Here is a 21,239-nt window from a genome sequence, read left to right on the forward strand (position 1 = left end):
ACTCCCTGTAGTACAGGGAGATGTCCGCAGGACAGAGGGTACGGGTGCCTGTTAGGCATCGCCCCCTACAATTCGTTTTTTCGATGTTTTGCGCGGGCGCACATTGTGCGCCCCTACAGCTAAAGGCTAACGACTAAAAAAGGTGCGGAAAGGGGAGCAGCCTAATCCGCACCTTTTTTTATTTCATCTTTACCGTATAGACCTTGTCTATCCTGTGGTATGAATGTTGATAGCTGCCTGCAAAGAAACCGACTCCGTTATCGTCGGTTATCTCATAGCCGTTTATCTCCTGCACGTCCTGACTTGTTTCGTAAAATGTCACGCCGTCGGGAGCTGGGCTTATATCGCTGTATGTACCGTCCTCAACTATGGGATAGGTTATGCCGAGCTCGGGTATCATGCAGTAAACAGGCATTCTGAACTCATTGCCCCTGTTGCCGATGAACAGCATACCGTTATACACAGCCATATCATTGCCCATATCCGATATGTCCATAACGCAGTGCTCCATTTTTTCAAGGTTGTAGATGTGGAGCTTCACGTTATTGTACAGCAGGGCTATCTTCTCGTCGGCATAGACGATACGTCCTGTAGTAAGAGCCGTACCGATACGGTAATAGTCGTTGACCAATTCATATTTGCGCTTGCCCTCGGGCTTTACGAGATAGGAATATACTCCATTGAAACGGTCACTTGCCACTATTTTTCCCTCTGGAGCTTCTGTACCGTTCTCTTTCACGAACTCGCCCTTTTCGCTGTCGTAAATATATATTACAGTATCCTCATGGCTGACGTTATGATACTCCTGAAGCAATATATTCCCCGAATAATCCTCGTTGAGCCATATGCCCACATCTATGCCCCTGTCCTCGTAAATCACGGTCTCCTTGCCTGTTTCAAGGTCGAACCGCTTGACCTGCTTCAGGTTATCGTTTTCCTCTTTGCGGAAATATGTATAGAACATAGCTCCGTCGCAGAAATAGCTCATGCTTTCGCAGTATTCATCGGGAGTTTCCGCTGACCAGCTGTATATCTCCTCGGGCTTGCCCCCTGCCATATCATAGCTGTAGAGCTCCCAGTCGTATATGTTGAAATTATCATGCAAGACGTAGATATAGCATTTTCCGTTCCATATACAGCATTTATAGGGGACGCCCTTTATTGGCTTATTTATGAAATTCTGCCACCTGAATACAGGTTGACCGTTGTGCTGCTCTTTGTTGTTGTAGTAGTCCTCGGCGAACTCCTCCTTGTTGCAGACAGGGACTTTCTCCCCGAAGTCAAAGCCGCTGATATCAACGGAGCTTACCTCAACAGGAGGCTCCTTGTCCACCATGTTCACGGAAAGGGTGATGTCCTTGAAATCGGACTCGGCAAACTCCCTGAACACGGGCTTTTCCGTCACCTCGGGAGCTTCGCTGTTCTCCTCGCGGTAGTCGCCCCCTGTCTCGCTCTCTTTGGGGACGGGCTGGGGCTTTTTCTTGTCCTCGCAGCCCACATTTGCCGATACTGCGGCAATTACAAGAACCGCCGCAAATGCTCTCAGCTTCCTTTTATCCATTCATTTCATCTCCGTTCACCCAGTATATATTTTCCTCGTAATCATAATTCGTATAGATTATGTTATTGGTCTCGGGATCTCGTTTCTCTTCTTTGCTTACAGCGATCTGCTGCTGAAAACCGAAGCTTCCGTCGCCTCTGTACGCATTGACATAGTTTCCGTAGTCATCGTCCAGTCTTTGGGGAAACTTGATAAGCGTGAATGTCAGTCCCATTTCGGGCATAATATAGTAAAGATTACTATCGGTATTGCTGGCATAGACGAAGAGTCCGCCCTCGAAATACTGGCACATAGGCGCTAAGCCCGAACAATCCAACACATAATGCTCCATTTTTGCCATATCAAAGATGTGGACGATATTCTTGTTACTGAGCTTGACCACCAGCCTGTCGTGGTCTGCATAGAGGATATCCAAGCCCGTGATACCCGTACCTACGCGGTATTCGTCGGTAACAACGTCTAATTTGCGCTTGCCCTCGGGCTTTTCCGTATGGGCAGCAAGCTTGCCGTATACACGCGGTAAGTTTTCATACTCTATCCCCGAGTCTATCTCCTCAGGCGTGTATGTTCTTCTTGATATCTCTTTCCATTCGTCCTTATCGGGGAAATATTCGCTTATAACCACTTCTTCCCCATTAATAAGATATGCTTCATTTTCGGAATATCGACGGAATACTTCGCCCTCTTTTGCCTCATAATCAACAGGAACTTCCTTTAAATCTTCTTTCGTACTCATAAAAACTAATTTATCCGAGGAATCCCCCATAAGAGAATGGGAATAGCCTTCAAGATAATGCATTGGTACCAGCTTGTCGCCGTCAAGGTACATGAGTCCCTTATCCCTTACGGCAATGTACACCTTGCCGTTTGGCACAGCGATAGTATCAATGGCAAAGCTTTCCTCGGGATCGGAATGACGGTATATCTCCGTGGCTTTGCCTGTGAGACCGTCAACGCGGAAGATGGATACCTCATGGTCTCCCCCTGAGCAGTAGGTGTCATAGCCTACAGCGGCGTATATGTCGTTTCCGCACTGACGCCAGAATTGAATAGCGCCCTTTGCGGGCACCTTACAGATATTCTCCCATTCCGTCCTGACACTCTCCATATATTCCCTGTATTCATCATCTATATCAGAATCGTCGATGTCGCTGAAATCGGGCTTATAGATGTCGCGGTACTCGCCCTGCTTGCATGGCGAGATACGCTCGCCGAAGTCAATATCTGTGATATTAAGGCTGTGGAGCTTGAACGGCGGCTCCTTGTCGGTCTTGGTGAGGTTTACGTTGATAGTCTTGAAGTCCTCGGCTTGGTATTCGCGGAACTCCGCCTGCTGCTGAACTACGGGCTCGTCCACCGAGCCGTCTGCTTCGGATATAGTTGTATCAGCCTCAACAGGCTTGCTGTCGGACTTTGAGTCCTTTTCCTCGCTGCAGGAAAAACAGCCTGCCATAAGTGTAAGAGCTGCTAATATACTGATGAATTTTTTCATAATACTGCCCCTTTCGGATAGTTATTCTATAATAAGTGATTTCTGAAGGCAAAAAAGACGAAGTTTTTTGTTGTTAAAATAAAAAAATATATCACTGGGTACGTTTTTATATTAATGTATTTTCGTATATATGTCAAGAAGGATTTTGTAGGGGCGCTTTCCAAGCGCCCGTTCCTGAGCTAATGACTCGGGCGGATAATATCCGCCCCTACAGGCTAACGGCTCGGGCGCACAATGTGCGCCCATATATGGCTATTTTTTCCGTAAACTTGATATTTTTTTTAAGATGTGTTATAATGTGTTTTGGCAAACGTTTAACAATGTCTATAGGAGATGAAATATGAGTACTGAAACTTTAATGAAATACGACTTCCCAGCTGAGAGCTTCAGCGAAGCTCTCCCTATAGGTAACGGACGAATCGGAGCTATGATATATGGCACTCCTGCTAAGGAGTCTATAGTCCTCAACGAGGACTCCATATGGTCAGGCGGTCTGCGCCACAGGATAAATCCCGAGGCAAAGGACGGCTTCATGGAGGCAAGAGCGCTCCTTATGGAGGGCAAGCCCCACGAAGCTGAGGAGGTCGCTCTCAGTAAAATGCAGGGCGTAACTCCCAATATGAGGCGCTATATGCCCCTCGGCGAGCTCCACATCGACCTTGAGCTGGGCGGTAAGGCTCTTAGCTACTCACGAAGCCTCGATATCGGCAGCGCCGTTGCGGACGCTTCATTTACTGCGGCTGATATCGTCTATACCAAGGAATATTTCGTATCAGCACCCGATGAAGTCATGGTAGTGCGTATCTCGGCTTCACAGCCTCAGTCGGTGTCCCTTTCATGCTATATGGACAGCCGCGAGGATAACTTCGACGACAACCGCCCCTGCGGCAGCAATATGATACTCTTTAACGGCGGCACCAACAGCCGCGGAGGTATCCTCTATGCAGCCTGTCTCGGCGCAAATGCTAAAAACGGCGAGGTCAGAACGTCAGGCAGTAAGCTCTGCGTGAAAAATGCAGACGAGGTACTGATAGTCCTCTCTGTACGCACAAGCTTCTATAGCCAGATGTTCGAGGAATCCGCTCAGCTTGACGCGGAAATGGCTATGCAGTGCGACTTCGACGAGCTCTACTACCGACACGTAAACGACTACAGGGAGCTTTTTGACCGCGTGGAGCTCTCTCTCAACGACAACAGCGACAACGAGGAGATAGCCTTCCTCAATACAAACGAGCGTATCGACCGTCTCAAAGGCAACGAGCTGGACAATCTGGACTGCCGCCGCCTTATCAACGATAACAAGCTTTTCGAGCTTTATTTCAACTTCGGAAGATACCTCCTCATATCATGCAGCCGTGCAGGCACTCAGCCTGCAAATCTACAGGGACTGTGGAACGAAATGACAGCTCCCCCAAACGGCAGCCGCTATACTCTCAATCTCAATACCGAGATGAACTACTGGCTTGCTGAGAGCTGCAACCTTTCGGAATGCCATATGCCGCTGTTTGACCTGCTGGAGCGCGTCTGCGGCAACGGCAGAGTCACCGCAAAGGAAATGTACGGCATAAACAAGGGCTTTGTATGCCATAATTCTACGGATATATGGGGAGATACAGCTCCTCAGGACGAGCTTGCCACATCAAGCATATGGCCTATGGGCGGCGCTTGGCTGGCTATCCACATATTCGAGCACTATGAATATACTCTCGACAGGGACTTCCTTGAAGAGAAATACCATATATTAAAGGAAGCGGCGGAGTTCTTCACGGAATACCTCACAGCCGACGAAAAGGGCAGACTGCTGACAGGTCCGTCGGTGTCTCCCGAAAACACCTATATCGACAAAAACGGCACTTCGGCAAGCATATGCATGAGCCCTGCAATGGATTCGCAGATACTCACCGTGCTCTTTGCCGACACCATAAAGGCTGCAAATATCCTCGGAAAAGACGAGGCATTTGCCGCAAAATTAGCGGATATGCTTAGAAAGCTGCCTATGCCGAGCATCGGCAGATACGGTCAGATAATGGAATGGCTGGAGGACTACGACGAGACCGATATAGGCCACAGACATATATCCCAGCTCTTCGCCCTGTATCCAGCAGACCTTATAAATCCCTATAAAACGCCTAAGTTTGCCGACGCGGCAAGAGCTACTCTTGTACGCCGACTTATCAACGGCGGCAGCCACATGGGCTACAGCTGCGCATGGGTGACCAATATGTGGGCGAGACTTTACGACGGCACTATGGTCTCGGAAAACCTCAAACGCATGATATCACATTACTGCAACCCGAATCTCACCGACTCCAAGCCGCCTTTACAGTTAGAGGGCAACTTCGGAGCTACAGCCGCTATAGCAGAGGCTCTTATGCAGAGCTGCGGCGGCGAGATAAATCTGCTGCCTGCACTTCCCGAGGAATGGACTAACGGTCACGTCAAGGGACTCCGTGCAAAGGGCGGCTTCACAGTTGACATATACTGGGCTGAAAGCAGGCTCTGCTATGCCGATATCACATCTGACTTCGGCGGAGAGCTGCGCCTGAGAGCTAACACCGCTGTAAGCGTATCCTGCGGCGGAGAAGCAGTTGACTATGTTATAGAGGACGGCGTTGTCATCATCGCTGCCGAAGAGGGTAAGACATATAATATCAAAGCCTGATAAAACAGGAGGAATAAATGGATATTCGCAAGATAATAGCTCTCGCCTGTGCTGTGGGAGCTGCCGCTTCGGCTTTTGCAGCCTGCGACAAGAAAAACAAAATGACGGCTTCTGTGCCTATAGTGGAGGAAACTACCGCTAAAAAGACCGCAGAGCCAACTACTGCCGTACCTGTTGAGACCTTTCCCGACTATCCCGTGACCTATCCCGAGATAGAAAAGAAAGCCTCGGGCAATCTTTACGAGGCTGAAAAGGCTGAACTGAAAGGCGGCGCCAAGGCTGCCACAGACCTGCCCGAATTCAGCGGCGACGGCTATGTTACAGGCTTCGGCAGCGAGGGCAAGGCTTCGGTGGTATTCGAGATAGACGTACCCAGCAATCAGCACTACGACCTTTCCTTCAATATCTCAACGGACAAGGCTGTTACCTGCCGCTTGAAGCTGGGCGACGAGCAGCTCACCGAGTTCAGGACTACCGACAACGGAAAGTTCACCTATATCACCATTTACGGCGTTTTCCTCACAAAGGGCAAGCAAAAGCTTGAAATTACTCCCGAAAACGGCGATATGTGCCTTGATTATCTCAAAATTGAGAACAATACCTCCCTCAGCGATATAAGCTACGACGCAAAGGGCGAGCTTGTAAACAAAAAGGCAGGGGAATCCGCAAAGGAGCTCATGTCATTCCTCTCCGAGAACTACGGAAAATATATGATAACAGGTCAGTATGCCTACGGCGGCGACAACTCTGAGCTTGACCTTGTTTACCGAACCACAGGCAAATACCCTGTTATACGCTTCTCGAATTTTGAAGTCCCCGACAACAGCTACGACGCAAGCTTCAAGGAAGTGGACGCGGCTGCGGAATGGTACCTGAACGGCGGTATTTCCTGCGTGAGCTGGTACTGGAAGTCGCCCTCGGAGAAAAAGAGCGCCGTCCGCACAGAGGACACTGATTTCGATATTTCCAAAGCTGTCACCGACAAGGAAATTGCCGAGCTTACGGAGGAAGAGCTCCGCGAGCTCTACAGCAAGGGCGATATTTCCAAGGAATGCTACGGACTTTTACTTGATATAGACAATATGGCAGGTCAGCTCATATCGCTGAAAAACAGAGGAGTTCCCGTGCTGTGGAGACCTCTCCCCGAGGGCTGCGGCGACTGGTACTGGTGGGGCGCAAAGGGCTCTGAGGGCTATAAATGGCTCTGGAAGCTCATTTACGACCGCTTTACCAAGTATTTCGAGCTGGACAACCTCATCTGGATATGGAACGGTCAGAGCAACAGCGCTATGGTTGACAAGCGTACATTCGATATAGCCTCAGTTGACCTTTACTTCAACGGCGAAAAGGACTACGGCAGCCGATTCTATGAGGAATTTGCCGCTGTTCAGAAGTTCACGGGCACGGATAAGCTCATCGCTATCAGCGAATGCGGAAGCGTTCCCGATATGGACACGGCTTTCCGCGACAACGCAGTATGGTCATTCTTCGGCGTTTGGTACGGCAAGTACGTTCAGAACGAAAAGGGCGAATACAACGAGGAATTCACCAGCAAGGACGCTCTTATAAGAGCATACAACTCCGACGGCGCCATGACTCTTGACGAGTATCAGAAAATGCGCGGCATCGAGCCAAAGGAAAAGGAAAAAGAAGCGGAGACATCATCGGCTCCGACGACAACCGCAAAATAACGAAAAGAGGTGCGGCATGAACGACGAATTTTCACCACTGCGGCATAATTCTCCGCCGCAGGACGAACTGACCGTGAAAATGCTACATGAGGTGTCCCGCAACGACCACTCCGCCACGAGCTTCAAGATGTGGGATACGCTGGTGCTTATGCCGTTTTCACGGAATGAGGACATCTTCCTCTTCATGGAGGAAGACTTCGCAATGTTCAGCACGGGCAGCAAGACCTTTTCCGAGCTGAGAATAGAGGCGCAGAAGGCTGCCGAGAAGAAATACGCCCTCAAAAGCAACGTCACCCTTGAAAAGATATACGACATATTCATGAAGATAAGCGGACTTCCCCCGACGGCAAGGGAAAAGCTGATGACAAGGGAATGCGACCTTGTTGAGCATTTCGCCTTTCCGCGTAAAATGGGAAAGCTTCTCTTCGATAAAGCCAAGGACTGCCGCCATAAGGTCATAATCGTCTCGGACTCTTACTATCCGAGAGATGTGGTGGTCAAGGTGCTCTGCAACTGCGGATACGGCTCATATGACGCCATAGTTATCCCTGCCGAGCAGAATATCCCCGATTCCGCAGGAAGCGCCTATCTCGACGCCGTTATCAAGAAATCGGGCACAAGCGCAGGGAATATCCTCCATATCGGCGGAAACTTCGCCAATGACGTTGAAGCGCCCATTGTAAAGGGTATGCGCTCGCTTATGCTTCAGCCCGTGCTCCAGCTCATGGTAAAGTCGGGCAGGCTCCGCGGCTACGTTGAGGAAGAACACCTCTACGATATCGACGAGGATAAGTTCATGGCGCTGAGATGTGCATTTGCCCTTTATGCCGCCTACGGCTTCGATATACCGCAGACAAAAGCGCCAAAGAGCGACTTCTGCGGCGATGACCACATGATAGGCTTCATAGTGCTGGGACCTCTGGGCTTCATTGAGGACTTTGAGCCCGAAAACGACCAGCAGAAGGCTCTCATCGAGGGCATGAAGAACAATAAGGGCATTATGGACGGAAAAAGGGATTTCGAGGAGATGCTGGACTTCCACTTCGGCGACTTTCTCGGGAAATACGGCGGCGAAGGCTGTCAGCTGCCGCTAAAATTCCTCGAATTGCACAGCTATATCGGCGATAGGAATAAAATAATACCCTATCTTTCCGATAATGTGAAGAAAAAGTGGAGTAAAGCCGCCAGCGAGCCTAAGCTTGCTCCCGTTCATACAGAAACAGTCAAAAAGAACGCTTTGCAGAAGCTTGCCGACAAGCTTTTCCCCGAGGGTACAAGAGTAAGAGAAATGTCGGAGGGCGTCCTTCACAGAAAAAAGCGGAAATAACCGCTTTATTCATAGATTTTCAGTTTTATGCGACAGCAGCTTTCGACGGCGATTTATTACACTTATAATTTGCGGCATTTCCCGAATAAATAACGCAGAAAGTCCTATAATTAGCCGTTGCTGCTCCTTTTGCGATGTGATATCATTGATATTGCGGTCATGAGACTGCCATGCAAAAGGAGGTATAAAATATGAATAACAAGATCAAGGTACTTATCGGCGACGACTCTGCCGAAACAGGCGTGAGCACAGCCAATAAGCTCCGCGAAAAGGGTATGTATGCCTATACAAGGCGCAAGGACTGCGGCGTTATACTGGAATCCATAAAAAAGGATCCCCCCGACGCGGCTGTGCTGGATATATCGTCACAGAACGGCGATATCATATCCCTTATGAAAACTGTACGTGAAATGGGCGTAAAGCCGCCTGTTTTCATCGTCACCTCTGCCTATGACAACGAGTTTATCGAAAAACAGGTCATCGAGAACGGTGCTTCAAAGTTCCTGCTCCGTCCTTGCAGTGCAGACGACCTGTGCGCCGCTATAAACTCCGCACTCGGCGACAGAGCAAGCAGCTTCAGCGACGATATGGAGGTAGTAGTCACCGATATGATACACCAGCTGGGCGTTCCTGCCCATATAAAGGGGTATCACTATCTTAGAACAGCTATACTCTACTCTATAGAGGACAAAACTCTGCTGGACAGCGTTACAAAGCTGCTTTATCCCACTGTGGCAGGTATCTACGATACTACGTCCTCACGCGTTGAACGCGCTATCCGTCACGCTATCGAGATAGCATGGGACAGGGGCAACGTGGATACTCTCAATTCCTTTTTCGGCTACACAGTAGATACGGGAAAAGGAAAACCCACAAATTCGGAATTTATCGCACTTATCACAGATAAGCTGAGACTGCGCTATAAATCAGCGCTGAGAACCCACTGATGCTGTATAAGCCGTGATGATCCCGAATATCATATTATAGTAAAAAAAGCCTCACCCCGACCTACAGCGGAGAAGAGACTCGACATAACAAAAAATAAAAAAGGAGATTTATCATGGCTTTCAAAAAAATCGAGATCAATGAGCTTTCATTCAATCCCTTTGAGAAGATCGGCAAGCAGTGGATGCTTCTCACAGGCGGAAACAAGGATAATTTCAATACCATGACCGCTTCGTGGGGACAGCTTGGCGTTCTCTGGAACAAGAACGTACTTACCTGCTATGTAAGACCTACACGCTATACATACGGATATATCGAGGATAACAAGTGCTATACGGTTTCATTCCTCGGCGAGGAATACAGAAAAGCCCTTTCCTTCTGCGGCTCACATTCGGGCAGAGACTGCGACAAGGCAAAGGAAACAGGTCTTACTCCTGCTGAGATAGACGGCTGTGTGACATTTGCAGAGTCAGAGCTGGTACTTGTATGCCGTAAGCTCTACAGCTACGACTTACAGGAGAGCGGCTTCATCACAGACGACGGTATCCCTGAGAAGTTCTTCAACGGCGACGCTTACCACCGCGCATATATCTCAGAGATAGTCGGCGTATATGTAAAGGAATAAAAACACTGTTTTAAAGGAGAGGTCGAATGAAAAGCAACGATATTTTCAAAAGCATCGCAAGACAAAACGGAGTCAGCGAGGAAGAAGTAAAGCGCGAGATAGAGAAGTCCATTGCAGAAGCCTGCAAGGATCCCAATGCGCCTATAAATAAGATAGGCAAGGGCAAGGTGCCTACTCCCGAGGAGGTCATGGAGCACGTTCTCCGCGAGGTTGCTAAATCTAAGATGAGTTAAGAAAAATGCGTGATAAACTTTGTTTATCACGCATTTTTAGTGATTAGTTGTTAGTCATGTAGGGGCGAGTTCCGCTCGCCCGTAAATCAATAAAAACTTTAATAAACCATTGTAAGGGCGACCTTACATAACTAATCACTATGCACTAATCACTAATAACTGATAAAAAAACGTCCCCTTGCAGACCGTGAGTTGTCCGCAAGGGGTTTTGATTCTTATATTAAAGAGACCGATTACTCAGCAGAGTTGAGCTTCTTAGCGAGCTGTGACTTCTTTCTTGCAGCCTTATTCTTGTGCATAAGACCCTTTGCGCAAGCCTGGTCAACTCTCTTGATAGCAACCTTGATAGCCTCTGCCTTATCAGCAGAACCTGTTGCTACAGCAGCGTCAGCCTTCTTGAGGATAGTCTTGAGATTAGACTTTCTTGCCTTGTTAGCAGCAGCCTTTGTTGCATTAACCTTTACTCTCTTCTTAGCAGACTTAATGTTTGGCATTTTGTTACACCTCCTTGGATAATGCAGACTGTATATTCGTCCGCATCTTACAGATAATAGGAGCAAACACGGGTTCGTTCACTCCCGACAGCTGCAACGCACAGCTGCCATACTGAGACAAATATAATTATAGCATTTTTCCACATTGTTTTCAATAGTTAAAAGTGAAATTATCCTTAGAAATATTTTCCACAATTAAAGCAATATGCACAATATGGAGGAATATATGGAAATACGCACAGATCTGGCGCTTGAAAGCTTCTCAGCTGACAGCCTTCCCGAAAACGTTCACATCTCCACTCGTGGGAGAGCCTTCGACATTACGGAGATCATCATCGACGACGACAGCTGCCTTGACGCTATCGGCAAGGGCAGGGGACGCTACATCACCCTTGAGGGCAGCAGTTTGAGCCGATTTTCCGACGATTATCAGCTCATGGCTCAGGAGCTTTCGCAGGAGCTCGCCGCACTTCTGCCCGAGGGGGAGGTCCTTGTGGTAGGACTTGGCAACAACGATATAACTCCCGACGCCATAGGTCCCCAGACTGCCGCAAAGGTGCTTGCTACGCGGCATTTGCGCGGCGAGCTCGACAGCGGCGAGGAGCACTTTCTCACGTCACTGCGACCTGTCAGCGCCTTTGCAGGAGGAGTCATGGGACAGACGGGTATCGAGACTGCGGAGATAGTCCGTGCAATATCGGCGGAGCTCCGCCCTGCCGCCATAATCGCCATTGACGCCCTCGCCTGCACGGATATTAGCCGTCTCGGCACGACGATACAGCTCACGGACACGGGAATTTCCCCGGGGAGCGGCGTTTCCAACCGTCGGCAGGAGCTCTCGGAGAAGCTTTTCCACATTCCCGTTATAGCTGTGGGAGTCCCCACAGTTGTGGATATGCATACCATAGTGAGAAGCCTCACGGGAAAAAGCATAAACGGGGAGCTGCCCAACATGATGGTAACTCCCCGTGATATAGACCGACTGACCGAAAGAGCCTCTCAGCTCCTTGCATTCGGGATAAATCTCGCATTGCAGCCGACTCTCAGCTTTGAGGACGTAAGAGGGCTGTTTTAATTCATAATGCATAATGCATAATTCATAATTATTATGCATGGAATAATCAAAATATTCGGGGCGATGTGGTCATCGCCCCCTACAATACGGTTAATCATATTTATTACGTTAGGCGCGGACTGCCAAAGGCAGCCCCTACATTCCGCATATAATATACAATGTGCCGTAAGCGATGTACAGGTAACGGTTTTAATCATTGTGAGCGAGCTTGCAAGCGGCAACGGGGCAAGGGTGCAGCGTCACGCTGCTCACCACATGAATTCAACATCGGGAGCTTTTACCATGTTTATCTCGGGCTCGGGCTCTGTTTGGAGCTTGTCCTCTTTTTCGATAGCCTTTGCCAGCTCCTCAATTTCAACAATTTCGTGGAAATAGTCATTTACAGGCTGCAATGCCTTGAACACCTCGGCGGTGTGCTCGGCTATTTTTCGGGAAAAAAGCTCCGCTGGCTCGCTGACCTTTGTGTAAAGGCTCAGCCCTTTTTTAATAAAGAAGCGCTCCAGCTCGGGTACGGGACAGGGCTTTTTCCGCTTGTACTCGTCGCCGCCGAGAGTAAGTCCGCAGTTTTCAACAAGTTCATCTACCATGTTGATAAACGGTTCCGCGTCTTCGAGAAGTCCGCTGCGGAAACGCTCCATGACGGCGGCTTCGGGCTTGGAGATACGGAAGCCGAACTCCGCTCCCTCGGGAGAAAGCTCGAAATACAGCGTGGGAGTCTTGTTCCAGTACCACGCGTCATAGCGGACGTATATCCACATGGTATCGCGGTAGTGTAGATAGGGCGCGAAGTTCTCGTCGCGGTATATCCTGCCCACCTTGTACATCATGCCGTCTGTATCGGCAAAGGGCGCGAAAAGCTCCTCGCCGAGAGCCTTCATAGGCTCGAATATCTTCTCGGTGTATATCTTTTTCCGCGGCTCGAACCAGTCCTTATTGTTGTTGTGTCTTATACCAAGCAGGAATTCCAGTGCTTCCTGCGAAAAACCTTGAAACATTGCGTTTTTCTCCCTTTTCATATTGTAGGAGGCGATGCCTACATCGCCCCGTTATTATTTTATCATATCGGGCTGTCGAGGACGCCAGCCCCTACATAATGTATCTTTTAGATGTATCACGGGCGCTCGGAAAGCGCCCATACAATATGATACCCTATATTTACGGGGACGTCAAGCGGTTTTTTCTGGATATTCAGTACACCTTTTATGCACAGAACGTTTCATTTATTGCTGACTTTTTCATAATTTATTCAAAATTTGCGTTGTTAGTTGACTTCATTTGGTGATAATGTTATTCTGAAATTGCCAAATATCCCGATATATTGAACTTTAAGTTCATTTTCCATATTTTTCATTTTCAGTTTGCTTTAAGATTATTTTAAGACTATTTATTTATTATCTACTTAAAGATTAATCGAAAAATCGGGCGGTATCACGCTCAAAAACATGAAAAATTACATTGGAGGGACGTTTTATGTTCAAAAAATCAGCTATGCGAACAGGCGCAGGTATCATGAGCCTTGCTATGCTCCTCGTCACAGCAGGTCTTATTCCTGCAAGTCAGGCTGCTGCGGCAGGCACTGTTACTATCAACGAGGTTTGTCCGAAGAACGGTTCATATGCTGCACCCGACGGCGGCACATATGACTGGATAGAGCTCTACAACGGCTCAGGCAGCGCTGTAGACATCAGCGGCTGGGGTATCACAGACAAGGCGGAGACACCCTATCGCTTCACTATCCCTGAGGGCACTACTCTTCAGGCAGGCGGCAGAAAGATAATCTTCTGCGACGGCACAGCAGGCGAGACCAACAAGGAGATAGCTCCTTTCGGTCTTTCAACCAGCGGCGAGACTCTCACACTTACAGATAAGGCAGGCAATATCGCTTCACAGGTAACATTCGGCGATATGGCTAAGGATACCTCATACGGTCAGTATCCCGACGGCAGCGGCGAGTTCTATGTGCTGGCAGGCACTCCAAACGCTGAAAACAAGGCTCCCGAGGGCTCAAACGCTGTAAGAACTCCCTCTTTCTCAGCAGAGAGCGGATTCTATGACAATGGCTTCTCACTCTCTATCGAAGTACCACAGGGAACTACAGTTTACTATACAACAGACGGAAGCGATCCTACAGCTTCCTCAGAAAAGTATTCCTCTCCTCTTACAATAAAGGATATGACAAGCGAGCCCAACAAATACAGCGCAAGGACAGATATCACAGCTTATACAGATGTCCTCGCTCCCGATGAGGGCGTTCTCAAGGCTGCTGTAGTCCGCGCTGTAGCTGTTGACTCGCAGGGCAGAGCAAGCGATATCATCACAAAGACATACTTCGTTGGCTCAGCTAACGTTGAAAGATACAAGAAGATGAAGGTCATCTCACTGGTTACAGATCCCGATAACCTCTTCGATTACGACAAGGGTATCTACGTACTGGGCAAGGTTTACGACCAGGGCGGCGGAGGCATGACCTTCCCCGGCATGGGCAACTGGGGCAACCCGGGACAGGGACAGCCTGCTCAGGGACAGAACGGACAGCAGCAGGGCGGCTTCAACATGGGCAACTGGAACATGGGCGGTCAGCAGCAGGGCAACGGTCAGCAGGGCGGCGGTATGAACTTCGGCGGTCAGCAGGGCGGCTTCAATATGGGCGATATACAGCTCGGCGGTGCAGGCGGTCCTGTAGTCAATGCAGATGAAGATGTTACAAATGCAGTTGCAGGCGGTTTCGGCAACTTTGGTCAGATGAACGGCGACGGACAGCAGGCAGGCGGATTCGACTGGAGCCAGTTTGGCGGCGCAGCAGGCGGCGACGGTCAGCAGGCTGGCGGCGCAGGCGGATTCGACTGGAGCCAGTTCGGCGGCGCAGCTGGCGGCGACGGTCAGCAGGCTGGCGGCGCTGGCGGTTTCGGCGGCATGGGCGGCTTCGGCGGCGGCGGAATGGGAGATTTCGCATTCATGTCTCAGGCTAACTACAACCAGAAGGGCTCAGAATGGGAGCGTCCTGCAAATATCGAGATATTCGAGAACGGCAAGAGCGTTGTTTCCCAGAACGTCGGCATCAGAACCAAGGGCGCAGCTTCCCGTGCATGGGCTCAGAAGAGCTTCAACATCTTCGCTCGTCAGGACTACGGCAAGAGCAGTGTTGAGTATGACCTCTTCGAGGGCAAGTCAACCAAGGAAAAGAATAACAAGGTCATCGACACATTCGACGGCTTCACTATAAGAAACGGCGGAAACGACAACATGGCTGGCTTCTTCCGTGACTCAGTGAACCAGTCTCTCGTTGGCGACAGAGATATGGCTACTCAGGCTACAAGCGAGTGCATACTCTTCATCGACGGCGAATTCTGGGGCATCTATCAGCTCATGGAGAAGTACAACACAGATTACTTCAAGTCACACTACGGTATCAAGAAGAACGACGTTTCATTCATCAAGAACGGTTCTCTTGAGGACGGCAACGATCAGGATCTCACCGAGTGGAACAGCCTTCTCAGCCAGATCTCAAGCGCTGATATGACAAGCGACGCAGCTTATCAGCAGATAGCTGAAAAGCTGGATATCCAGAGCTTTATCGACTACTTCGCAGCTCAGATATACTGGGCTAACAAGGACTGGCCAAGCAACAACACAGGCGTATGGCGTGCAAATACAGTTGATCCCGAGAATCCTTACGCAGACGGCAAGTGGCGCATGGTGCTCTTTGATACAGAGTATGCTGCAAATCTTGCAGACAAGGTAAACGAAACAGGTCCTACCTACAACAGCTTCAGCCAGTTCGGCGGCGGCGGCGGTATGGGCGGCTGGGGCGGCTTCATGGGCGGCGGCGGCTCTCTCAGCGGAGCTTTCACCAACCTCATGAAGAACGCAGAATTCAAGAAGCAGTTCGAGCTCAGCTTCATGGATATGGCAAACTACAACTTCGACACAAACAAGACTACAGCTGCTATAAACTACTATAAGGGCTTCAAGCAGCAGATCCTTGATACATACAAGCGCTTCCCGTCATCCAAGAACATTCACAATGAGTCTACATTCGATCAGGATTATCAGCTCCTCGAAACATTCTACAATACAAGATACAGCAACGTTACAAGCCAGATGAAGAGCTACATGGGCCTTACAGGCAGTCTTGCAAGCGTATCAGTAAGCAACGACGGCAGCAAGGGCTCTGTAAAGTTCAATACTATCAAGCTTGACGATTCTCTCAGCACATGGAGCGGAAAGTACTTCACAGACTATCCTGTAACCGTAAAGGCTACAGCCAAGGAAGGCTACAGCTTCGACCACTGGGAGGTAACAGGCGCAACAGTAAGCGATACCTCATCAGACGAGATAACAGTTCCCGTAAGCGAGGGCGTATCTATCAAGGCTGTATATAAAGAGGGCGGCGCTCCTGTAATCACAACAACAAAGCCTGTAACTACTACAACTACTACTTCCAAGACAACGACAACATCAGTACAGGTAACATTCACCACAACAAAGAATGACGATATTAAGGTAACAAAGTACGGCGACGCTAACAACGACGGTCAGGTAGACCTTTCAGACGCAGTTATCATCATGCAGAGCCTTGCTAACCCCAATAAGTTCGGCATAAAGGGCAGTGATAATCATCATATCACAGAGGTCGGCTACGCAAACGCTGATGTAACAGGCAACAACGACGGTGTTACTACAGAGGACGCTCTGGCTATACAGAAGTATCTCCTTGGTCTTATAAAGGAGCTTCCTACTAAATAATCGAATTCTACTATACCACCTTCATAAAAAACAGCGAAGATAAATTCTTCGCTGTTTTTTTATATCCTGTTTATGATTTTACCTCTGTATAATAATACACTGCAAGCTGTGTCCTGTCGCGGAGCTCCAGCTTATCGAGGAGATTGCTGATATAGTTTCGGATAGTTCCCTCGCCGAGGAATATCTTCTCGGATATCTCCTTATTGCTGAGACCTAACGCCACAAGCTCCATGATTTCGCGCTCCTTGTCGCTTATGCCATGAGCGGCAAAGTCGTATTTCTTAGGCACTGTCAGCTCGGGGAGCTTATTGATTATCTTGTCGCCGAATATGCTCTGTCCGCGCATTACCGCGTCAAGGGCAGGAGCTATGCCGTCGAAGTCCTGCTTCAGTATATAGCCCTTTGCGCCCATATTCAGCGCCTTGACTATGTATTCATCGTCGGAAAATGTGGTGAGGTAGAGTATCTTAGCCTCGGGAGCTTCTTTCAGTATGACCTCGCCTGCTTCTATACCTGTCATGCCCTCCATGCGGATATCCATGAGCATTATATCGGGACAGTGCTGACGGTAGAGCTCTATTGCCTCCTCGCCGCTCGAACCCATAGCGGCAACAGTGATACTGCCTGTGCTTTCAAGAATTGTTTTCAGCGACAGCGCTACAAGCTTGTCGTCGTCTATCACTACTATATTCATAAATTCTCCTTTTACGTAATAACTTAATGAACCCATGAACGGGATTCCAAAGGGACTGTGTTCCTTTGGCAGAGTCCAGAGGCAGCGCCTCTGGTGGGGTGTGGGGCAAAGCCCCGCAGTTACAAAGCGCTCCGCAAGGGTGAATTTCAAAAACAGTCCAGTGGACTGTTTTTGGAAGAGGGACGCCCTGCAAGAGAGGGCGTCCCTTAATGGGCTGTCGAGGACGCCAGCCCCTACAAAATCTACTGCTTCGGAATTGAAACGAATATCTTGAATCCCTCGGCAGAAGGCGTAAAGCTTATCCTGCCTTTCAGCGCCTCCACGCGGTCACGCATATTCTTCAAGCCTATGCCGCTTTCCTTTATCTCCGAGCAGCTGCCGTTGTCCTCCAGCATGAGCTGATAGAATGCAGGGTGCTCGCGGACGATAATGCTTATCTTATCTCCCGTGGAGTGCTTCACCGCATTGGACAGCCCCTCCTTGACCACGCCTATCATACAGAGCTTCACATTGCCTGCCATGTATTCGCTTACGTCACAGTCCAGCATGACCGTGAACCTGCTGTCAACGCTGCTTATGCTGTCCTCGATTACCTTTTTCAGGTCTATGGAGTCGTCATGGAGGTCGTGAACGCTCTCCCTGATACTGGTCATAGCACTGTCGAGAGTGCTTTTCAGGCTCTCCAGCGGCTCGCGGAGCTGCTCGTCCTTGTTGATGACGATGAGAGCTCCCGACTGCAAAAGCGAGCGCGTGAGCATATGTCCCACATTGTCGTGTATCTCACGAGCTATACGGTTGCGCTCCTTTAGAGTGGCAAGGTGTATCTCGTTGTCCTGAGCCTGCGCAAGTCGGAGATTCTGCTCGCCCAGCTGTCTGTTCTTTCCTGCTATCTCATCACGGAGCAGTGTGAGCTTCGTGACGGTCTGTTCAAGTCCCGAAACACGGTGATATATTATTACGGTGACTGCTATGGCAGCCAAGGTCATGACTATCTGCATTATCCTCATGTCGCCGATATTCCTCAAAACTGCCGCCGCAGGCAGCACCAGCCACCATTTTTTCTCCCAAAGCGCGTCGTACAGCATCAGCGGTATCATACATAGGAACAGCGGATATACTCCGCAAGCCAGCGAACAGGCGGCTATTATCACTGAAGCTGCCGCTTTGCCCGTCAGGAGCTGTGCAGCCGCAGAAGCCGTGACTGCCGTAATAGCCACGATAACAGGCTCAATGAAGCTGTCGCTCATAGCAAGGCTCATCATGCACAAAAGAAGAATCGCAAGTTTGTCGATAAGTCTGTTCAATCTCACACCGCCTTTCTGATTTGATAAATGCTTTGCATCAATTATAGCATAAAAGCTTATAAATAGCAACAATCGCGGAAAAAACTTTCCCTTTTGTTGATATTACAACGCGAAAAAGGCTGCGGCGGCTCGCCGCTTAATAGCATATAAAACACAAAATATCACGGAAAGGTGCACAAACAAGTTTTTCATACATATATAGCGAAAAAATGACCTCAGTCAATTTTCCTTTTTACAGAAAAAAATAGCAATATAGTCCTAATTTCATTTCACAGAGGGGTGGAAAAGTTTTCAACACGGTGTTGAATAGACTGTGGATTCATTTGTTCGATTGTTGATAACTCTGTTGAAAGAGTGGAAAATAACGTAAAATACAGTTTCTGGAAGGGGTAAAAAGTTGAAAAGGCTGTGGATAATCAGGGAAAATGAGTAAACAATAAAAATACGCTGTGGAAAACGACTCCACAGCGAAACTCTGTAAAGGATATGATTTGTATGAAAAAGCTTTTAGCAATATGCTCCATATTTTTTACTGTTTGTGCAACTCTTACAGGCTGCGGAGACAATAACGACGGTCATTACACCGACGACGGAAACGGCGCAGTAATGGAGGAAAGCACAACTGAAAAAAGATACGAGAGCACAACCGACAGAAGGCAGGATAGCTCCGTTAAGGACAGAATAGACGACGCTGCCGACGGTATCGGCGACGCAGGCAAGGATATAGTCGGCGGTGCAGGCGATGCTGGCAAGGACGTCATCGACGGCGCTCAGAACGCTGTGGACGACGTTATTGACGGTCTTGACGGCAAAAAGGAGCACGACGGCGAAAAGTCAACTACTACCAATAAAACAGACAGATAGCAAAAGGCGGACTTAAAGTCCGCCTCGAGCTGAGCCAGCTCGACCGCGACCACGTTGTCGCTCGTAAACTCGCTCACTTTCTTAAAAATCAATGCTCGTACATCGCTTACAGCACAATGTACGAGCAATTTCATTTTTAAGAAACGTCAAAATCTTTCCTTTATAATTAATCAACAGCACAGTTCCGCCATAGCTTCTGCCATAATCTCCGCATTTTTCAGCAGATTCTCCACTGTGATGAACTCGTCGGGGCAGTGCATATGACCGTCCTCGTTGGGGAACTCCGCACCGAAGGCAACTCCGCCCTCTATCTCGTGGACGTAGGTGCCGCCGCCAATGGCTATACAGCGCCCCTTATCGCCTGTAACACGCTCATATACGCGGAGAAGCGCCTGCACGAACTCGCTGTTTTCGTCGGTGCAGTGGGGCTCAACTCCCTCGCAGGAGTCGATATCAAAGCCAGCCGCACTAAGTCTTCCGCAGATGATATCGCTTATCTCTGCCTTTGTGCGGTCAAGCGGAAAACGTATATCAATAGCACCGTGAAGTCTGCCGTCTTCGGTGTTAAGCATTGACAGCACACAGGTCATATCGCCCGATATATCGTCGCTGAAGCCAAGTCCGCAGCTCTTTCCGCTGAACTCGCCGTGGGGAAAGAGCTTTTTCAGCTCGTTCATGGGCTCACAGTCTATCCTGCCAGCCGAAAGAAGCTTCGTGATAGCATTTTTGCCCTTTTCGGGAGTCGAAGCATGAGCTGAAACGCCGTTTATAGTCTCAACATGAGTCTTTTTTTCCGTAATCTTAGTTGTTTTTCCTGTTTCCGTATCGAAAAATACTCCGCAGCCTGTTTTAGGATCAAAAGTCGATGTTATCCTGCATTCAGACGGAACGGCGTTTATAACAGTTCCAGCCTTGATTTCAACAGGCAAAGACCATTCTGTTGAAAAATAAACTCTCAGCATACCCTTTTCGGAGTTTATCACGGGGTACTCGCCGTCGGGAGTGAACACCATTGGCGGTAATTCGCGCTTTTTTCGGTAGTATGCAAGGTCTGCGGAACCGTTTTCCTCATTTGTGCCGAAAATAAGACGTATGCCCTTTTTAAGCGGCATTCCCAGCTCCTTAACGGCTCTTGCGGCAAACAGAGCCGCTACTGCCGGACCTTTGTCGTCGATAGCTCCGCGGCCTACAAGCTTGTCTGTATCGGGCTCATGGCGCAGTACATAGGGCTCTGTGGTCCAGCCTGTACCCACGGGGACTACGTCCAGATGTGTCAGCACGGCAAGCTCCGCAGGAAGCGAGTTTATATCCGCCGAGCCTGCGTAGTTTTCCACATTGTCAACAGTAAAACCGAACTCCCCGCACTTTTTCAGCATAGTTTCCAGAGCCTTAGCAGGCATTCTTCCGAAGGGAAAGCCCTCCTCAGCCTCGCCCTGAACGCTTGGTATCGCCACTAATTCCGCAAGAAAGTCTATCATTTCCTGCTTGTGGGCTTCAAGATAATCTCTTATTTTGCTCATTGTATT

Annotated in this window: 16 protein-coding genes; 9 read left to right on the forward strand and 7 right to left on the reverse strand. The window is 49.1% G+C overall.

Annotation, left to right across the window (positions count from 1 at the left end):
* Positions 1-178: 178 nt before the first annotated feature.
* A complete protein-coding gene (locus T497_RS0100480) occupies positions 179-1,561 on the reverse strand; it encodes a hypothetical protein (protein WP_028513921.1) in 1,383 nt (460 codons plus the stop codon).
* Positions 1,554-3,053: a hypothetical protein gene (locus tag T497_RS0100485; RefSeq protein WP_028513922.1), complete on the reverse strand. Its 1,500-nt coding sequence runs from the start codon at positions 3,051-3,053 to the stop codon at positions 1,554-1,556. Before T497_RS0100485 ends, T497_RS0100480 begins: the two co-directional genes overlap by 8 nt.
* A 340-nt stretch (positions 3,054-3,393) precedes the next feature.
* On the opposite strand from T497_RS0100485, the gene T497_RS0100490 reads away from it, so the two are divergent.
* From T497_RS0100490 to T497_RS0100515, 6 genes are all read left to right on the forward strand, one after another.
* Positions 3,394-5,715 carry a glycoside hydrolase family 95 protein gene (locus T497_RS0100490; protein ID WP_028513923.1) on the forward strand — a complete coding sequence of 774 codons (2,322 nt, stop codon included), beginning with the start codon at positions 3,394-3,396 and terminating at the stop codon, positions 5,713-5,715.
* A 17-nt stretch (positions 5,716-5,732) separates the two neighbouring features.
* On the forward strand, positions 5,733-7,406 hold the full coding sequence (locus tag T497_RS15350) for a glycosyl hydrolase (RefSeq protein ID WP_051530396.1): 1,674 nt from the start codon (positions 5,733-5,735) through the stop codon (positions 7,404-7,406).
* A gap of 16 nt (positions 7,407-7,422) precedes the next feature.
* A complete protein-coding gene (locus T497_RS0100500) occupies positions 7,423-8,733 on the forward strand; it encodes a hypothetical protein (RefSeq protein WP_028513924.1) in 1,311 nt (436 codons plus the stop codon).
* 191 nt (positions 8,734-8,924) lie between these two features.
* Positions 8,925-9,680 (forward strand): sporulation transcription factor Spo0A, encoded by a 756-nt coding sequence (gene spo0A, locus T497_RS0100505; protein WP_028513925.1) that lies wholly within the window; start codon positions 8,925-8,927, stop codon positions 9,678-9,680.
* A gap of 113 nt (positions 9,681-9,793) precedes the next feature.
* Positions 9,794-10,303 carry a flavin reductase family protein gene (locus T497_RS0100510; protein WP_028513926.1) on the forward strand — a complete coding sequence of 170 codons (510 nt, stop codon included), beginning with the start codon at positions 9,794-9,796 and terminating at the stop codon, positions 10,301-10,303.
* 26 nt (positions 10,304-10,329) lie between these two features.
* Positions 10,330-10,536, forward strand: a complete 207-nt coding sequence (locus T497_RS0100515) for a hypothetical protein (protein WP_028513927.1) — start codon at positions 10,330-10,332, stop codon at positions 10,534-10,536.
* A 233-nt stretch (positions 10,537-10,769) separates the two neighbouring features.
* Here T497_RS0100515 and rpsT read toward each other — a convergent pair whose 3' ends face one another.
* On the reverse strand, positions 10,770-11,030 hold the full coding sequence (rpsT, locus tag T497_RS0100520) for a 30S ribosomal protein S20 (protein WP_028513928.1): 261 nt from the start codon (positions 11,028-11,030) through the stop codon (positions 10,770-10,772).
* Between the two features lie 226 nt (positions 11,031-11,256).
* Here rpsT and gpr point away from each other — a divergent pair, with 226 nt between their 5' ends.
* On the forward strand, positions 11,257-12,105 hold the full coding sequence (gpr, locus tag T497_RS0100525) for a GPR endopeptidase (protein WP_028513929.1): 849 nt from the start codon (positions 11,257-11,259) through the stop codon (positions 12,103-12,105).
* A gap of 248 nt (positions 12,106-12,353) precedes the next feature.
* Here gpr and T497_RS0100530 read toward each other — a convergent pair whose 3' ends face one another.
* Positions 12,354-13,100: a DUF2461 family protein gene (locus tag T497_RS0100530; RefSeq protein ID WP_028513930.1), complete on the reverse strand. Its 747-nt coding sequence runs from the start codon at positions 13,098-13,100 to the stop codon at positions 12,354-12,356.
* A 475-nt stretch (positions 13,101-13,575) separates the two neighbouring features.
* Here T497_RS0100530 and T497_RS18640 point away from each other — a divergent pair, with 475 nt between their 5' ends.
* Positions 13,576-16,851 carry a CotH kinase family protein gene (locus tag T497_RS18640; RefSeq protein ID WP_051530397.1) on the forward strand — a complete coding sequence of 1,092 codons (3,276 nt, stop codon included), beginning with the start codon at positions 13,576-13,578 and terminating at the stop codon, positions 16,849-16,851.
* Positions 16,852-16,921: 70 nt separating this feature from the next.
* On the opposite strand, the gene T497_RS0100545 is transcribed toward T497_RS18640, so the two are convergent.
* Both T497_RS0100545 and T497_RS0100550 read right to left on the reverse strand, forming a co-directional pair.
* Positions 16,922-17,545, reverse strand: a complete 624-nt coding sequence (locus T497_RS0100545; protein WP_028513932.1) for a response regulator transcription factor — start codon at positions 17,543-17,545, stop codon at positions 16,922-16,924.
* Between the two features lie 242 nt (positions 17,546-17,787).
* Positions 17,788-18,855 carry a sensor histidine kinase gene (locus tag T497_RS0100550; RefSeq protein ID WP_242839949.1) on the reverse strand — a complete coding sequence of 356 codons (1,068 nt, stop codon included), beginning with the start codon at positions 18,853-18,855 and terminating at the stop codon, positions 17,788-17,790.
* A gap of 489 nt (positions 18,856-19,344) precedes the next feature.
* On the opposite strand from T497_RS0100550, the gene T497_RS15370 reads away from it, so the two are divergent.
* Positions 19,345-19,713 carry a hypothetical protein gene (locus T497_RS15370; protein WP_051530399.1) on the forward strand — a complete coding sequence of 123 codons (369 nt, stop codon included), beginning with the start codon at positions 19,345-19,347 and terminating at the stop codon, positions 19,711-19,713.
* A gap of 170 nt (positions 19,714-19,883) precedes the next feature.
* On the opposite strand, the gene T497_RS0100560 is transcribed toward T497_RS15370, so the two are convergent.
* The gene (locus T497_RS0100560; RefSeq protein ID WP_028513934.1) at positions 19,884-21,233 is read right to left on the reverse strand and encodes a Sapep family Mn(2+)-dependent dipeptidase; all 1,350 of its coding nucleotides are present in this window, start codon (positions 21,231-21,233) and stop codon (positions 19,884-19,886) included.
* Positions 21,234-21,239 lie beyond the last annotated feature (6 nt).

Origin of the sequence: Ruminococcus flavefaciens MA2007 (assembly GCF_000621845.1) — a bacterium.
Lineage (GTDB): Bacteria > Bacillota > Clostridia > Oscillospirales > Ruminococcaceae > Ruminococcus > Ruminococcus flavefaciens_E.

Bases quoted from the DNA above. Each gene is read 5' to 3' on its own strand.
- T497_RS0100480 (WP_028513921.1), bottom strand. From the start codon at position 1,561: ATGGATAAAAGGAAGCTGAGAGCATTTGCGGCGGTTCTTGTAATTGCC.
- T497_RS0100485 (WP_028513922.1), bottom strand. From the start codon at position 3,053: ATGAAAAAATTCATCAGTATATTAGCAGCTCTTACACTTATGGCAGGC.
- T497_RS0100490 (WP_028513923.1), top strand. From the start codon at position 3,394: ATGAGTACTGAAACTTTAATGAAATACGACTTCCCAGCTGAGAGCTTC.
- T497_RS15350 (WP_051530396.1), top strand. From the start codon at position 5,733: ATGGATATTCGCAAGATAATAGCTCTCGCCTGTGCTGTGGGAGCTGCC.
- T497_RS0100500 (WP_028513924.1), top strand. From the start codon at position 7,423: ATGAACGACGAATTTTCACCACTGCGGCATAATTCTCCGCCGCAGGAC.
- spo0A (WP_028513925.1), top strand. From the start codon at position 8,925: ATGAATAACAAGATCAAGGTACTTATCGGCGACGACTCTGCCGAAACA.
- T497_RS0100510 (WP_028513926.1), top strand. From the start codon at position 9,794: ATGGCTTTCAAAAAAATCGAGATCAATGAGCTTTCATTCAATCCCTTT.
- T497_RS0100515 (WP_028513927.1), top strand. From the start codon at position 10,330: ATGAAAAGCAACGATATTTTCAAAAGCATCGCAAGACAAAACGGAGTC.
- rpsT (WP_028513928.1), bottom strand. From the start codon at position 11,030: ATGCCAAACATTAAGTCTGCTAAGAAGAGAGTAAAGGTTAATGCAACA.
- gpr (WP_028513929.1), top strand. From the start codon at position 11,257: ATGGAAATACGCACAGATCTGGCGCTTGAAAGCTTCTCAGCTGACAGC.
- T497_RS0100530 (WP_028513930.1), bottom strand. From the start codon at position 13,100: ATGTTTCAAGGTTTTTCGCAGGAAGCACTGGAATTCCTGCTTGGTATA.
- T497_RS18640 (WP_051530397.1), top strand. From the start codon at position 13,576: ATGTTCAAAAAATCAGCTATGCGAACAGGCGCAGGTATCATGAGCCTT.
- T497_RS0100545 (WP_028513932.1), bottom strand. From the start codon at position 17,545: ATGAATATAGTAGTGATAGACGACGACAAGCTTGTAGCGCTGTCGCTG.
- T497_RS15370 (WP_051530399.1), top strand. From the start codon at position 19,345: ATGAAAAAGCTTTTAGCAATATGCTCCATATTTTTTACTGTTTGTGCA.
- T497_RS0100560 (WP_028513934.1), bottom strand. From the start codon at position 21,233: ATGAGCAAAATAAGAGATTATCTTGAAGCCCACAAGCAGGAAATGATA.